The 14,545-nt window shown below is 71.7% G+C and carries 10 protein-coding genes; 6 read left to right on the top strand and 4 right to left on the bottom strand.

Annotation, left to right across the window (positions count from 1 at the left end):
* Positions 1-22 precede the first annotated feature (22 nt).
* The 3 genes from ACH01S_RS01430 to ACH01S_RS01420 all read left to right on the top strand — a co-directional run bounded on the left by ACH01S_RS01430 (position 23) and on the right by ACH01S_RS01420 (position 2,552).
* Entirely contained in the window at positions 23-892 is an 870-nt protein-coding gene (locus tag ACH01S_RS01430) for an ATP-grasp domain-containing protein (protein WP_067884369.1), read from the top strand.
* A gap of 289 nt (positions 893-1,181) precedes the next feature.
* Positions 1,182-1,391: a hypothetical protein gene (locus ACH01S_RS01425; RefSeq protein ID WP_246236905.1), complete on the top strand. Its 210-nt coding sequence runs from the start codon at positions 1,182-1,184 to the stop codon at positions 1,389-1,391.
* Between the two features lie 3 nt (positions 1,392-1,394).
* Entirely contained in the window at positions 1,395-2,552 is a 1,158-nt protein-coding gene (locus ACH01S_RS01420) for a glutathionylspermidine synthase family protein (protein WP_067884367.1), read from the top strand.
* Positions 2,553-2,590: 38 nt separating this feature from the next.
* On the opposite strand, the gene ACH01S_RS41790 is transcribed toward ACH01S_RS01420, so the two are convergent.
* Together ACH01S_RS41790 and ACH01S_RS01415 are read right to left on the bottom strand one after the other, a co-directional pair.
* A complete protein-coding gene (locus ACH01S_RS41790) occupies positions 2,591-2,785 on the bottom strand; it encodes a DUF3046 domain-containing protein (protein ID WP_083980143.1) in 195 nt (64 codons plus the stop codon).
* Positions 2,786-2,794: 9 nt separating this feature from the next.
* The gene (locus ACH01S_RS01415) at positions 2,795-4,054 is read right to left on the bottom strand and encodes an alpha/beta hydrolase fold domain-containing protein (RefSeq protein WP_067884363.1); all 1,260 of its coding nucleotides are present in this window, start codon (positions 4,052-4,054) and stop codon (positions 2,795-2,797) included.
* A 128-nt stretch (positions 4,055-4,182) separates the two neighbouring features.
* Between ACH01S_RS01415 and ACH01S_RS41785 the strand changes: the two genes are divergently transcribed.
* Positions 4,183-8,889, top strand: a complete 4,707-nt coding sequence (locus tag ACH01S_RS41785) for an Lhr family helicase (RefSeq protein WP_083980141.1) — start codon at positions 4,183-4,185, stop codon at positions 8,887-8,889.
* A gap of 74 nt (positions 8,890-8,963) precedes the next feature.
* Here ACH01S_RS41785 and secA2 read toward each other — a convergent pair whose 3' ends face one another.
* Positions 8,964-11,294 carry an accessory Sec system translocase SecA2 gene (gene secA2 / locus ACH01S_RS01400; RefSeq protein ID WP_083980139.1) on the bottom strand — a complete coding sequence of 777 codons (2,331 nt, stop codon included), beginning with the start codon at positions 11,292-11,294 and terminating at the stop codon, positions 8,964-8,966.
* Positions 11,295-11,523: 229 nt separating this feature from the next.
* Here secA2 and ACH01S_RS45690 point away from each other — a divergent pair, with 229 nt between their 5' ends.
* The gene (locus ACH01S_RS45690; protein ID WP_255220025.1) at positions 11,524-11,655 is read left to right on the top strand and encodes a hypothetical protein; all 132 of its coding nucleotides are present in this window, start codon (positions 11,524-11,526) and stop codon (positions 11,653-11,655) included.
* Positions 11,656-11,772: 117 nt separating this feature from the next.
* Here ACH01S_RS45690 and ACH01S_RS01395 read toward each other — a convergent pair whose 3' ends face one another.
* Positions 11,773-12,999: an ROK family transcriptional regulator gene (locus tag ACH01S_RS01395; protein ID WP_067884359.1), complete on the bottom strand. Its 1,227-nt coding sequence runs from the start codon at positions 12,997-12,999 to the stop codon at positions 11,773-11,775.
* Between the two features lie 279 nt (positions 13,000-13,278).
* Here ACH01S_RS01395 and ACH01S_RS01390 point away from each other — a divergent pair, with 279 nt between their 5' ends.
* On the top strand, positions 13,279-14,523 hold the full coding sequence (locus ACH01S_RS01390; RefSeq protein WP_246236904.1) for an extracellular solute-binding protein: 1,245 nt from the start codon (positions 13,279-13,281) through the stop codon (positions 14,521-14,523).
* The last annotated feature ends 22 nt before the right edge of the window (positions 14,524-14,545 follow it).

Genomic DNA, 14,545 nt, shown 5'->3' with positions numbered 1-14,545 from the left:
CCGTCCACGGAGGGTTCCAATCATGACGCTGACCGTTCTCTTCTGCGTCGATCCGCTCCACCCTCGGCGCGTTGACCCCCATTTCTCCCGCGAGGCCGCGGCCGTGCGGGACCACTACGGCGAGATAGCCCTGATCGACCACGACGCGGTCCGGCGCGGCGACGTGGACGACGCGGTCCGTGCGGTGCCCCCCGACCTGGGCCCCGTCTGGTACCGCGGCTGGATGGTGACGGCGGCGGAGTACGCCGCGATGTCCGCGGCCTTGAAGCAGCGCGGGACGGTACTGCTCACGCATCCGGACGACTACCGGCGCGCCCACGAACTGCCCGGCTGGCATGACACGTTCGCGGGACTGACCCCGCACAGCGTGTGGCGCCCCCTCCGCCCGGGCCAGGACCCAGGCGACCTGAGCGAACTCGGGGAACTCGTCCGGTCGCTGCAGAGCGGGCCGGGCATCGTCAAGGACTACGTGAAGTCGTGCAAGCACGAGTGGGAGGAGGCGTGCTTCGTCCCGGACGTGAGAAATCTCGCTCAGCTTCACCACATCGCCTCCAAGATGGTCGCTCTGCGGGACGAGCACCTGACCGGAGGCCTCGTCGTGCGCGAGTTCGAGCACTACGACGGCGACGGTGAGGCGCGCGTGTGGTGGGTGGACGGCGAGCCCGCCCTGGTGGGGCCGCACCCCGACAGCCCCGGGGTGGAACCCGATCCCGACCTGGACATCGTGGCCCCGGCCGTGCGCGCGCTGGGCTGCCGGTTCATCACGACCGATCTCGCCCGCCGGACGGACGGCGAGTGGCGCGTGGTGGAGGTCGGCGACGGGCAGGTCAGCGATCTGCCCGCGTCCGTGGACGCGATGGACCTCTACGCCCACCTGCCCGTTCCGGATTGACCCTCGAAGGACCCGCGCGGCGAATCGATCGGCGGGAGCCGGAACCCGGATGGGTGTTTCGCGCATCTCACCTTTCGGCCCCTTCAGGCCCGCCTCGTCGCCGCCGACCGTGGAAGGACGTGCTCCCTTGCCCCCACAGGAGCCCGCACGCCGGCTCAGTTCCCATGCGGTGAAGGTCGGGATGGTGAGCGCCCTGTCGCTGACGCTGGTCGCCTGCGGCTCCGGTTCCACCACGGCGAGATGCGTGGACAGGAACGCCCCCGCCACGGGCAGGAGCGGCTACAGGGTCGTGCCTGACGATTACTGCGACGTCAACGACATCGACAACGGGTCGACCTCCTCTTACGGCAGATACTTCTGGTACTACGGCGGGAAGAGGGGCTCGAACGGTTTCGTGTCGGGCGGCAGCAGCTACCGGCCCGAGGGGAAGATCAAGTCCAGCGGCGGACGGACGCTGAGCCGGGGCGGGTTCGGCGGCGGCGGCCGGGGCGGGAGCTGACCCATGCGACGTGTCCGTTCGACGCCGCGTGACGGCTGGGCGGAGCGGGTCGAGGCGCACGGCCTCGCCTTCCATCGCACCGCGCACCCAGAGCACCTGACCCGCCCCTACTGGGACGAGTCCGTGCACTACGTCTTCGACATGGACGAGGTCCTGGCCCTGGAGGGCGTGGTCGAAGAACTGCACCGGATGTGCCTGGACGTGGTGGAGCACGTCGTCTCCACAGGCCGCTATCACGTCCTCGGCATCCCCGACTGGGTGGCGCCCCTGATCGAGGAGTCGTGGCGGCGCGGCGACCCGCACCTGTACGGGCGGTTCGATCTGCGCTACGACGGCGAGGGTCCCGCCAAGCTTCTGGAGTACAACGCCGATACTCCGACCGCATTGGTCGAGAGTTCCGTCGTCCAGTGGTATTGGCTGCAGGAGACGCACCCAGAAGACGACCAATGGAATTCCATCCACGAACGGCTGGTAGCCCGTTGGAAGGAAATGGCTCCCGCCGTGGACGGCGGCCCGGTCCATTTCGCCTGGACGACCGGTGACGAGACCGGCGAAGAGGTCATGACGATCGCCTACATGCAGGAGACCGCCGAGGAGGCGGGCCTGCCCGGCATGGCGATCGCCATGGAGGACATCGGCTGGGACCCAGCCCGTGGACGATTCGTTGACCTGGACGAACGCGACATCCGTACGCTCTGCAAGCTCTACCCGTGGGAGTGGATCGTCGCAGAGCCGTTCGGTCGCAGCATTCCAGGCGCCCCCACGTCGTGGATCGAACCGATCTGGAAAATGGTGCTGTCGAACAAGGCGCTGCTCGTCCTCCTCTGGGAACTGTTCCCCGGGCACCCGAATCTGCTGCCCACCTACCTGAACACGCCGTCGCACCTGACGTCCTATGTGCAGAAACCACTACTCGGACGGGAGGGCGCGAGCATGCGCATCGTCACCCCGGACGGAAGCGAGCAGCGGACTCAGGGCGACTATGGCGCGGAGGGTTTCGTCTTCCAGGAATTCTGCGCGCTTCCCGATTTCGACGGCGAGCACCCGGTGCTCGGCGCGTGGGTGGTGCACGACGGGGCGGCGGGGCTGGGGATCAGGGAGACGTCCGGGCTGATCACCGATGACACGTCGTCGTTCGTCCCGCACCGGATTCCGCTGTAGGACCCGTCGGTTGCGGGCTCTGTCCGGCGCGGGCCCCGTTATCGCAGCGTGGAGGGGACGTCGAACGTGGCGACGACGGCCTGCCAGACCTTCTTGGCGGGTTCGCCGTCGGCGAGGGCCTGCTCGATGGTGCGGCCGTCCAGCTCGGCCATGACGTAGTCCTTGGCCACGCTCTCGGCGTAGGACTCGCCGAACTGCTGCCTCATCCGATCCCAGAAGACTGTGAGCCGCACCCGTCCACGCTATCCGACGGACCGGTCCCCCAAGGCCCGCACGATCTCGCCGGGCACCTCCGTACCGCTCCCTTGGCGGTGCAGGCCGGTCAGGTAGCGCTCCACCGCTTCGATGACGCGGGCCGTCCGGTAGGAGGGGAAGACGTCGAACGCGTGCTGGGCGCCCTTCATCTCGGCGTAGACGACAGGTGCCGCTGAGACGTCCCGTAGCCGTTCGACGAATCGGCGGGCCTCCGCCACGGGGATGAGCGAGTCGCGGCTGCCGTGGATGACGAAGAAGGGCGGCGCGTCCTCGCGGATGTAGGTGACCGGTGAGGCCTTGGCGTACGCCTCCGGGTCGGCGGCGAAAGGCTGCTTGATGACCATCCGTTCCAGGAGGTGTGTGGCGCCCATGGGGCGAGGCCATGGCCCGGCCTCGAAGAGGTTGTAGACGCCGTAGAACGGGACGGCCCCGCGCACGGACGTGTCGACGTCCTCGAAGCCCGGCTGGAATTCCGGCACGTTCGCGGTCAGCGCGACCATCGCGGTGAGGTGCCCGCCAGCCGAGCCGCCCGTCACGCACAGGAAATCGGGGTCGGCGCCGTATTCCTCGGCATGCTGCCTGTACCAGGCGATGAAGTGCTTGAGGTCGATCAGGTGCTCGGGCCAGGTGGCGCGTGGGCTCAGCCGGTAGTTGACGTTGAAGCCGACCCACCCCTGGACGGCCATGTGGTTGAGGAGCGGTAGCCCCTGCTCACGCTTGTCCCCGATCACCCACGCGCCCCCGTGGATCTGCATGAGCCCTGGACGCAGCTCGCCCTCACCGGCGGGACGGTAGACGTCCGCCTTCAGGCGCAGCCGTCCGTCCTGCCGGTACACGACGTTGCGTTCGACGCGCACGCCCCTGCGCGGGATCAGGCACAGCGGCGGCACGACCAGATGCGCAAGCGGGTACCGGGGTGCACCCTCCGGATCCAGGTCGAGGGGCGCGCCGCAGTCCCGCAGGGTGACGACCGTACGGCGGGCGGCGACGAGTGTGGCGCCGAGACCCGCCATGCCAGCGATGGCCAGGCCGAGCCCAAGCCAGCCTGCCCAGCCGTCCAGTCCGCCGAACACGGCCGTGAGCGCGGTCGCCACGGCCCAGAGGACGAGCACGTGCGGTGCCAGCTCGATGGTGAGCCAGCCGAAGAAAAAGCTGGGCACGAGCAGGAAGACGCTGCGCCGGGGAGAGTGCGCGTTCGCGGCGGCCAGAGCCACCAGGATCCCGAGGGCGAGGAGGACGTAGGGCATCGCGGCTCCCTGAAGGGTCCTGAGGGCGGGTGTCCTACCCGTAGACCTTGCCCGGACAAGTGCTTGCTTACAATGTGACGCGCGCCACCCGGCGGCGGAATGTCAGACCCGCGAGGCACTATGGCGCCATGGCCGGTGACGTGCTCGAACGCTTCTCCCCCGCGACCCGCGACTGGTTCGCGGGGGCGTTCGCCGCGCCCACCCCCGCCCAGGCCGGGGCGTGGGAGTCGATCTCGAGCGGCGAGAACACGCTCGTCGTCGCGCCCACCGGCTCCGGCAAGACCCTCGCCGCGTTCCTGTGGTCGCTCGACCGGCTCGCGACCGGCGACGCCCCGGCCGAGCCGCTGCGGCGCTGCCGCGTCCTGTACGTGTCGCCGCTGAAGGCCCTCGCCGTCGACGTGGAGCGCAACCTGCGCGCCCCGCTGACCGGCATCCGCCACGCGGCGCGCCGCCTCGGCCTGCCCGAGCCGGGCGTCCGCGTCGGAATGCGGTCGGGCGACACCCCGGCCGACGAGCGCCGGCGGCTGGCCGCGAAACCGCCCGACATCCTGATCACGACGCCGGAGTCGCTGTTCCTGATCCTCACCTCGCAGGCGCGCGAGTCGCTGCGCGGGGTCGAGACCGTCATCGTCGACGAGGTGCACGCGGTGGCGGGCACCAAGCGCGGCGCGCACCTGGCGCTGTCCCTCGAACGCCTGGACGCCCTGCTCGAACGCCCGGCCCAGCGCATCGGGCTGTCGGCGACCGTCCGTCCGACCGGGGAGGTGGCGGCCTTCCTCGGCGGGACGAGGCCCGCCGCCGTCGTCCAGCCGCCCTCGGACAAGGTGTTCGACCTCGACATCGTCGTCCCCGTGGAGGACATGGGCGAGGTCGGCCAGTTCGTCGACGACTCCGGTACGGCCGACGCCCGCCAGCGCAGCATCTGGCCCCATGTCGAAGACCGTCTGCTCGACCTCATCCAGGCGCACCGCTCGACGCTGGTGTTCGCCAACTCCCGGCGGTTGGCGGAGAGGCTCTGCGGACGCCTGAACGAACTCGCCTACGAGCGCGCGACCGGTGCGCCCCTCCCCGAGAACCATTCCCCGGCCGAATTGATGGCCGAGGCGGGGGCGGCCAAGGGGGCGCCTTCAGAGATCGCCCGTGCGCACCACGGCTCCGTCTCCAAGGAGGAGCGGGCGGGCATCGAGAACGCGCTGAAGGAGGGCCGCCTGCCGGCGGTCGTCGCGACGTCCAGCCTGGAACTCGGCATCGACATGGGGGCCGTCGACCTGGTCGTCCAGGTGGAGTCGCCGCCGTCGGTGGCCAACGGGCTGCAGCGGGTCGGACGCGCGGGCCACCAGGTGGGCGCCGTGTCCAAGGGGGTCATCTTCCCCAAGTACCGGGGCGACCTCGTCCAGACGGCGGTGGTGGCGGAACGCATGCGCGGAGGCGAGATCGAGGAACTGCGCTACCCGCGCAACCCCCTGGACGTCCTCGCACAGCAGATCGTCGCCATGGTCGCCATGGACGAGTGGACCGTTGACGACCTCGAGTCGCTGGTCAAGCGAGCCGCCCCCTACTCGACGCTCCCGCGCTCGGCGCTTGAGGCCACCCTGGACATGCTCGCCGGGCGCTATCCCAGCGACGAGTTCGGCGAACTCCGTCCCCGCCTCGTCTGGGACCGCGTGACCGGTGTACTGCGCGAACGTCCGGGAGCGCAGCGCCTCGCGGTGACCAGCGGGGGGACGATCCCAGACCGCGGCCTGTTCGGAGTGTTCCTCGTCGGGGAGAAGGCATCCCGGGTGGGCGAACTCGATGAGGAAATGGTCTACGAGTCACGCGTCGGCGACGTGTTCGTGCTCGGCGCGAGCTCCTGGCGCATCGAGGACATCACGCCCGACCGCGTCCTCGTCTCCCCCGCGCCGGGCCAGCCGGGCAAGCTCCCGTTCTGGCACGGCGACACGCTCGGACGTCCCGCCGAGCTCGGCCGGGCGCTCGGCTCGTTCACCCGCGAGCTGTCCGCCCTGCCCGCGGACGACGCCCGCGCCCGCGTCACCGCCGCCGGGCTGGACGACTGGGCCTCCGCCAACCTCGTCTCCTACGTCACCGAGCAGCGGGAGGCCACGGGCCACGTCCCCGACGACCGGACCATGGTCGTCGAACGGTTCCGCGACGAACTCGGCGACTGGCGTATGGTCGTCCACTCGCCGCTGGGCGCGCGGGTGCACGCGCCCTGGGCCCTCGCCATAGCGGGCCGCCTGCGCGAGCGGTACGGGGTCGACGCGCAGGCCATGCACGCCGACGACGGCATCGTCATCCGCATCCCCGACATGGACGAGGCGCCCGGCCTCGACCTCGCCGTCTTCGACGCCGACGACATCGAGCGCATCGTCGTGGACGAACTGGGCGGCTCAGCCCTGTTCGCCGCCCGGTTCCGTGAATGCGCGGCGCGTTCGCTGCTGCTTCCCCGGCGCCGTCCCGACAAGCGGATGCCGCTGTGGCAGCAACGCCAGCGCGCCTCGCAACTGCTCGCCGTCGCCAGCAAGTACCCGTCGTTCCCCATCGTCCTGGAGACGATGCGGGAGTGCCTCCAGGACGTGTTCGACGTCCCCGGCCTGGTGCAGCTCATGCGCGACATGTCCGGGCGCAAGGTCCGCATGGTCGAGGTGGAGACGCCCGAGCCGTCGCCCTACGCGCGCTCTCTGCTGTTCCGGTACATCGGCGCGTTCATGTACGAGGGCGACTCGCCCCTCGCCGAACGCCGCGCCCAGGCCCTCGCGCTCGACTCCGCGCTGCTCGCCGAACTGCTCGGCCAGGCCGACCTGCGCGAACTGCTCGACCCCGACGCGGTGGCCGAGATCGAACGCGAACTCCAGCGCCTCGCCCCCGACCGCCGCGCCCGCGACATGGAGGGCGTCGCCGACCTCCTGCGCACCCTCGGCCCCCTCACCACGGCAGAGGTCGCCGCACGCACCGCTTCCCCCGAACACACCGGTATCGCCGAAGAAACCGAACTCACCGAACGGACCGATGCCACCACCACCGAACCGGCCGAAATCACCGAACCCCCCGGGGCCACCGACGCCGCCGAACGGGGTGGGGGCGTCGGAGACGGTGGGATGGGGGTTCTGGTTCAGGTTTCGCGGTGGTTGGCCGAACTGGAGGCGACGCGGCGGGCGATTCGGGTGCGGATCGCGGGAGAGGAGCGGTGGGCCGCCATCGAGGACGCCGGGCGGCTGCGCGACGCGCTCGGCGCGCCGCTGCCGGTGGGCGTCCCGGAGGCGTTCCTCGAACCGGTCGGCGACCCGCTAGGCGACCTGGTCTCCCGGTACGCGCGCACCCACGGCCCGTTCCGGGCGGACGAGGCCGCCGCCCGCTTCGGCCTCGGCGTGGCCGTCGTCGTCGAGACGCTGCGCAGGCTGGCCGGTGCCGGACGCGTCGCCGAGGGCGAGTTCCTGCCCGTCGAGAAGGTGTCGGGCCCGCTGACCGGCGAATGGTGCGACACCGGCGTGCTGCGGACGCTCCGCCGCCGCTCGCTGGCCCGGCTGCGCGCCGAGGTCGAGCCGTCCCCGCCCGAGTCGCTCGGCCGCTTCCTGCCGGTCTGGCACGGCATCACCGGCGGGTCCCGGCTGCGCGGTGTCGACGCGCTCGTCCAGACGGTCGAGCAGTTGCAGGGCGCGGCGGTGCCCGCGTCCGCGCTGGAGTCGCTGGTGCTGCCGTCCCGCGTGCCCGGCTACACCCCCGCCATGCTGGACGAGTTGACGTCCGCGGGCGAGGTCGTGTGGGCGGGCCAGGGCGGGCTGCCCGGCGGCGACGGCTGGGTGGCGCTCTACCTGGCCGACACCGCGCCGCTGCTGATGCCGGAACCCGCGGAGATCACCCTCACGCCCGTCCACCAGGCCGTCCTGGACACGCTCGGCGACGGCGGCGCGCTCTTCTTCCGGACGCTCTCCGACCGCGTCAACCAGCACGTCACCGCCAACGACCCCGACCTCGTGACCGCCGTCTGGGATCTCGTCTGGTCCGGGCACCTCACCAACGACACCCTGGCTCCGCTCCGCGCGGCGCTCGGTTCGGGGCGTCCGACGCACCGGTCACGGTCGACCCGTCGCGGACGTCCCGTCATGCCCTCCCGGACGGGTCCGCCCACGGTCGGCGGACGCTGGTGGCCGCTCCCCCAGCGCGAGTCCACGGCCACCTTGCGTTCGCACGCTCTCGCCGAGGCGCTGCTTGAGCGGTACGGCATCGTCATCCGCGGGGCGGTCGCGGCCGAGCGCACGCCCGGCGGGTTCTCCGCCGTCTACCCGGTGCTGCGGGCGTTCGAGGAGACCGGCCGGTGCCGCCGCGGCTACTTCGTCGAGGGCCTGGGCGCCGCGCAGTTCGCCCTGCCCGGCGCCGTCGACCGGCTGCGGGCCCTCCGGCCGGGCCCGGTCGCGCCGGACGACATCTCCGCGCTCTGGGAGACGCCCCCGAAGCCCGCCGACCGGGCGCTCATCCTGGCCGCCGCCGACCCGGCCAACCCGTACGGCGCGGCCCTCCCCTGGCCCGAACGCGACGACGAGGTGGCAAGCGGCCACAAGCCCGGCCGCAAGGCGGGCGCCCTCGTCGCGCTGGTCGAGGGCCGCCTCGTCCTCTACGTCGAACGCGGCGGCCGGACTCTCCTGACCTGGGACGACGACCCCGCCGTCCTGCAACCGGCGGTCGACGCGCTGGCCCTCGCCGTCCGCGAGGGCGCACTCGGCAGGCTCACCGTCGAACGCGCCGACGGCACGGCGATCACCGACTCCCCCCTAGCCGCCGCCCTGGAATCAGCGGGCTTCCACCCAACCCCCCGCGGCCTCCGCCTCCGCAACTGACCACGCGCGGACGCTGCGGTGCGGTGATTTCGCAGGTCAGGTCTGCGGGCGCTGGGTTTGGGGGGTGGGTGGGGTTAGTGGCGGCGGGGTTTAAACATGTTGATCAGGCCGCGGAGGGCGCGTTCGTCGAGGGAGCCGAACGGGTTGTCGTGGACGAGGTAGGTCCAGGTCGCGGACGGGCGTTTCAGGGCGGCGGCGGAGAGGTCGATGCCGTCTTCGGAGGCGGTCAGCTCCTCGAACGCGGCGACGGAGCGGCTGCGCGCGTCGCCGAGGAGGCGCTTGCCCGCCGGGACCGCCTCGCGGTTGAACTCGACCAGCGGGTCGAGGCCCCGGCCGAGAGAGCGCAGGTGGATGCCCTCGCGCAGGTCCGTGAGGAAGGCGAGGTGCTCGGCCCAGCAGCGGTCCAGGTGGTACAGGACGATCTGCCGCGCGGCAGCCGCCACCGCCTCGGCTCCGGCGATCTTCACCATTTCGGCGTGCTTGCCGGGGGCGTCGGCGGCCATGGTCCGGTCGGCGGCGTCGCCGGTGAGGACGGCGGCGCGTTCGGCGAGCACCTCCCGGCGCTGGAGCCCGATCAGCTGGTTGTAGCGCCACGTGTTGCGGTGCAGTTCGAGGTCGACGCCCTCCGCGACGCGCTGGGCGTGCCCGACGATCCAGTGGGCGCCCTTGTCGGTGATGAGCCCGTCGTCGTCGGCCGCGGCCCTGGTCTTCTCGTCGGGCGCGTAGCGGGTGACGAGGTCGTCCTGGAGGCTTGTGAAGAAGACCGAGCCGCCGGGGTCGCCCTGCCGTCCGGCGCGGCCTCGGAGCTGGTCGTCCAGGCGGCTGCTGTGGTAGCGGCCGGTTCCGATGACGAGCAGGCCGCCCGCCGCGGCGACCCGGTCGTGGTCGGTGCCGGGCGCCTCCGCCGGGGCCGTGCCGGGCGGGGCGGACGGGCTGCCGCCGAGCCGGATGTCGGTCCCGCGCCCGGCCATCTGCGTGGACACGGTGATCGCGCCGTAGGCCCCCGCCTCGGCGATGATCGCGGCCTCCTCGGCGTCGTTCTTGGCGTTGAGGACGACCCGGTCCAGCCCGGCGCGGGCGAGCCGCCGGGCGAGCCGCTCGGACTCGGCGACGTCCCCGGTGCCGACCAGGACCGGGCGCCCGGCGGCGTGCGCGGCGGAGATCGCCTCGACGATCGCGACCTCCTTGTCGGCGGAGGTCGCGTAGAGCCGGTCGGGCTCGTCGTCGCGGACGCACGGCCGGTTCGGCGGCACCACCGCGATCTGCAGCGAGTAGAACTCGGTGAGCTGGCCGGATACGGCCATCGCCGTCCCGGTCATGCCGCACCGGACGGGATACCGCCCGACGAGCTCCTGGACGGTGATCGAGTCGAGGATCTCGCCGCTCGGCGACGCCGCGAGCGCCTCCTTCGCCTCGACCGCCGCCTGGAGGCCGTCCGGCCAGCGCTGCAGCAGCGCGACCCGGCCCCGCGACTCGCTGATCAGCTTCACCTCCCCGTTCCGGACGATGTAGTCGACGTCGCGGCTCAGCAGCACCTCGGCGTGCAGGGCGACGTTGACGGCGGTCAGGACGGCGAGGTTCTCCGGCGCGTACAGGTCGAGATCGAGGACGCGCTCCACCTCGCGCGCCCCCGCCGGGGTGAGCTGGACGTTTCGCGACTCGTCGTCGGCGGCGTAGTGCAGGCCGGGCCGCAGCCGCCGGACGAGGTCGGCGTACCGGGGGTCGGCGGCGTCGAGGTCGGCGGCGCCCGCGAGGACGAGCGGGACCATGGCCTCGTCCACCAGCACCGAGTCGGCCTCGTCGATCAGCGCGACGGACGGCTCGGGCAGCACCACGTCGCCGGGGTCGGTGGCGAGCCGGTCGCGCAGGAGGTCGAAGCCGATCTCGCTGACCGGGGCGTAGGTGACGTCCGCGCGGTAGGCGGCGCGCCGCTCCTCCGGCGTGGACGACTGCCCGACCCAGCCGACGGTGACGCCGAGCATCGCGTACAGCGGTCCCATCCACTCGGCGTCACGCCGCGCCAGATAATCGTTGACGGACATCACGTGAACCTGGCGTCCGCGCAAGGCGTATCCGGCGGCGGCCAAAGCGCCGGAGAGCGTCTTGCCCTCGCCGGTCGCCATCTCGGCGACGTGCCCGGACAGCAGCGCGAGCGTCCCGACGAGCTGGACGTCGAACGGGCGCTCGCCGAGCGTCCGCCGGGCGGCCTCGCGGCCGAGCGCGCACAGCTCGGCGAGGTCCTCCTCGCGGCGGAGGGCGGACGCGGCGGCGGTCAGCTCCTCGTCGGACAGCCTCCGGGCGGCGTCCTCGCGCTCGGCGGCCGCCGCGACCAGGGCGCGGAAGGGCGCGAGGTCGACGCTTCCGGGCTTCTGGACGAGCCTGCGCAGCCGCTCACGCAGCGCCATGGCATACCCTTGGTCGATCGGTCACGGTTCCCCCAACGGGCCGGTGGGTGACTGCGTTCCCATGATCCCAGGGCCGGACCCGCCTGTGGACCGAGGCCGTTCTCCCCACTTGGTCTGACACCGATTTCATTCCTCGGACGGATCCCCGACGAGCCTCTCGTTTGAGAACATGGGGTCATCACGGGGTTGCGGTGGCGGGGGGAACGCCGCCGCGGAACGGGGTTTCACCATGACACCTACGGCACGCAAGGCCGCCGCGCTCCGGCGCAGGCGCCAGATCATCAGTCAGACCGTCATCGACAGGGCGCTGAACGACCCGCGGCGCCTCCCGGAGCCGGCCGAGGCGACGTCCGCCAAGTAGCGGCGTCGGCCAGGTCAGGCCCGGTATCGGGGTTCACGGGGAACGCGTCAGCGAGCGCCTCCGCCATCGGCGGGGGCGCTTTCGCGTTCCCGGAGCCGGAAAAGACCGGAAGGAGGGCTAGGACGCGCCCGCCGTCGAGAACACGTCGTCCCGCGCCTGCTCCAGCGCCGCGTACAGCGCCCCGCGCAGGACGGGGTTGCCCTCCACCTCGGTGACGGACACGGTCGGGCTGGTCGGGCTGATCCGCCCGACGATCTCCTCGATGCGGCGGGCGAGGGGCCGTCCGCCCGCCCGCCCGAGGCTGCCCGACAGCACCACGAGTCCCGGGTCCAGGACGATGTTCACCGAGGTCACGCCGTAGGAGATGCGGCGGGCGAGGTCGTCGAGGAACGCGCCGCCGCGGGTCTCGTCGGCGGCGGCCGCGCGGACGCACTCCACGGCGGTCGGCTCGGTGACGCCGTGCTCGTGGGCGAGCGACCGGACGGCGTCGGCGCCGACGAGGGCGCCGTAGCCGCCCGCGAGGGTCGGGATCCCCCAGGACGTCGACTCGGTGACGCCCTCGTCCACGGGGGCGCGGCGGGCGGAGCCGATCGGCAGCGGGGCGCCGGGCACGGGCAGGTACCCGATCTCGCCCGCGCCGCCCCACCGGCCGCGGTGCAGCCGTCCGCCCAGCATGACCGAGAGGCCCATGCCGCGGTCCAGCCACATCAGCGCGAAGTCGGGCGTGTCGTGGGCGACCCCGTAGGCGCGTTCGGCGATGGCGGCGAGGTTCACGTCGTTCTCGATCGTCACGGGACGGCGCAGGTCGGTGCGCAGCGCGGCGAGGACGCCCTCGTGCCAGGCGGGCAGGTCGAAGGAGAACTGCACGTCGCCGGACCGCGGGTCGACGACGCCGGGGGTGCCGATCACGAACGCGCTCAGCCTGGACAGCGCGACCCGGGCGGAGCGGCACGCCTTCACGACGGCGCTGTGCACCATCTTCACCGGCTCGTCGGCGCCGTTCGGGTCCACGGTGACCTGGGCGACCATGTGCCCGGTGATGTCGGCGACGCCCGCGGTGACGCCGTCCGGCCCGACCTCCAGGCCCGCCACGTAGGCGCTGGACGGGACGACCGCGTACAGCGCGGCGTTCGGCCCGCGCCCCCCGGCCTGCGATCCCACGACGGAGACCAGCCCGCGGTCCTCCAGGCGCGACAACAGCTGGGAGGCGGTTACCTTGGAGAGCCCGGTGTGCTCCCCGATCTGCGCGCGGGTCAGCGGACCCTGGCGCACGAGCAGGTCCAGGGCCGCGCGATCGTTGAGCTCGCGCAGCAGCCTCGGCGTTCCCGGGCGGTTGGCGACCATGCTGGTACCCCTCGATGTCTCAATCCGCTAACGGCAGGTTTTGTTTAGGAAAGTTTCTTGTTAGTTTACGCCCAAGCGCCGACCGGTCCGGTACCCCGGACCGGGGGCGCGCGCAGAGCGCGGACTGGCGAGCAGGGCGCCCGCGAGCGTTGCGAACGCGAGAGGGGCATGGCTGGGACCCTAAAGGGTCCCCATCTCCCCTCGCACCGCAGGCCACAAGGCCGCGCGAGGCGATGCCGGAAAGGATCCCCAGTGAAGTACATCAAGGTTGCGGCTACGGTGGCCGCGATCGCCCTGGCCGCCACGGCCTGCGGCGGCGACGACAAGGACGACAAGGGGAGCGCGGGGGCCAAGGACCCGGCGCAGCTCAAGGTCTGGATGATGGGCGAGGGAACGCCGGAGCAGACGAAGTTCCTGGACACCGTCGAGGCCGACTTCAAGACCAAGCACCCGAACACCGACGTGCAGATCAAGTACGTCCCGTGGCCGCAGGTCGCGACCACGTTCCAGAAGGCGGCGGCCGGGGGCGAGGGCCCGGACGTCACCGAGCTGGGCAACACCGACGTCCAGTCGCACATCGAGCAGGGCAACCTCGCCGAGATCACCGACGAGTTCGGCGGCTGGGCGGACGGCAAGACGCTGAACAAGACCGCGCTGGAGAACGACCAGGCGAGCGGCAAGACCTACGCGGTGCCGTGGTACGGCGGCGTCCGGGGCGTCTGGTACCGCACGGACTGGTTCCAGGAGCTGAACATCCAGCCGCCGAAGACCTGGGCCGAGCTCTCCGCCGCGGCGAAGAAGATCCAGGACTCCAAGAAGGTTCCGGGCATCGGCGTCCCGAGCGACCAGACCAACGCCCTGCTCAGCTTCATCTGGGGCAACAACGGCGACGTGGCCACCAAGGAGGGCGACGCCTGGAAGGGCCAGCTCGACCAGCCCGCCGCCGTCGAGGCCGTCAGCTTCTACGCCGGCCTCGTCAACAAGGACAAGGTCGCGCCCGAGAAGTACATCGGCAAGAACGAGCTTGAGGGTCCGCAGCGCGACTTCGCCCTCGGCAAGCTCGGCATGTACTTCGACGGAAGCTGGTCCCTCAAGGAGATGAAGAAGATCTCCACGAAGAACCAGGACAAGTGGGGCGTCTTCCCCATCCCGAGCAAGGCTGGCGGGAACGCTCCCGTGATGGCGGGCGGCTCCGACCTCGCCGTCTGGAAGGACAGCAAGGCCAAGAGCGCGGCCTTCGACTACATCACCGTGCTGAACAACGCCAAGAACGCCAAGGCGTGGGCCGACTACAGCGGCTTCTCGTCCATGCGCTCGGACGTCTCGTTCAGCGACCCCAAGCTGCAGGTCTTCACCCAGATCGCCACCAACACCAAGTTCCCGCCGATCAGCGCCGGGTGGGGCGAGTTCGAGCAGGCCAAGAAGGTGCTGCCGAACGCGGTCAAGGCGATCATGCAGGGCAAGCCCGCGGACGCGGAGATGAAGAAGGCGAACGAGCAGGCCAACACCCTGCTGAACCCGTAGTACCCGGCTGATCGGAACGTCC

It is taken from the genome of Actinomadura chibensis NBRC 106107, from assembly GCF_001552135.1.
In the GTDB taxonomy this organism is placed as follows: Bacteria; Actinomycetota; Actinomycetes; order Streptosporangiales; family Streptosporangiaceae; genus Spirillospora; species Spirillospora chibensis.
The sequence above is the reverse complement of the archived record's forward strand: the minus strand, read 5'-3'. Positions and strand labels throughout refer to the sequence as shown.

Excerpts from the sequence above, each read along its gene's own strand:
- ACH01S_RS01430 (WP_067884369.1), top strand. The coding sequence starts at position 23 with ATGACGCTGACCGTTCTCTTCTGCGTCGATCCGCTCCACCCTCGGCGC.
- ACH01S_RS01420 (WP_067884367.1), top strand. The coding sequence starts at position 1,395 with ATGCGACGTGTCCGTTCGACGCCGCGTGACGGCTGGGCGGAGCGGGTC.
- ACH01S_RS01415 (WP_067884363.1), bottom strand. The coding sequence starts at position 4,054 with ATGCCCTACGTCCTCCTCGCCCTCGGGATCCTGGTGGCTCTGGCCGCC.
- ACH01S_RS41785 (WP_083980141.1), top strand. The coding sequence starts at position 4,183 with ATGGCCGGTGACGTGCTCGAACGCTTCTCCCCCGCGACCCGCGACTGG.
- secA2 (WP_083980139.1), bottom strand. The coding sequence starts at position 11,294 with ATGGCGCTGCGTGAGCGGCTGCGCAGGCTCGTCCAGAAGCCCGGAAGC.
- ACH01S_RS45690 (WP_255220025.1), top strand. The coding sequence starts at position 11,524 with ATGACACCTACGGCACGCAAGGCCGCCGCGCTCCGGCGCAGGCGCCAG.
- ACH01S_RS01395 (WP_067884359.1), bottom strand. The coding sequence starts at position 12,999 with ATGGTCGCCAACCGCCCGGGAACGCCGAGGCTGCTGCGCGAGCTCAAC.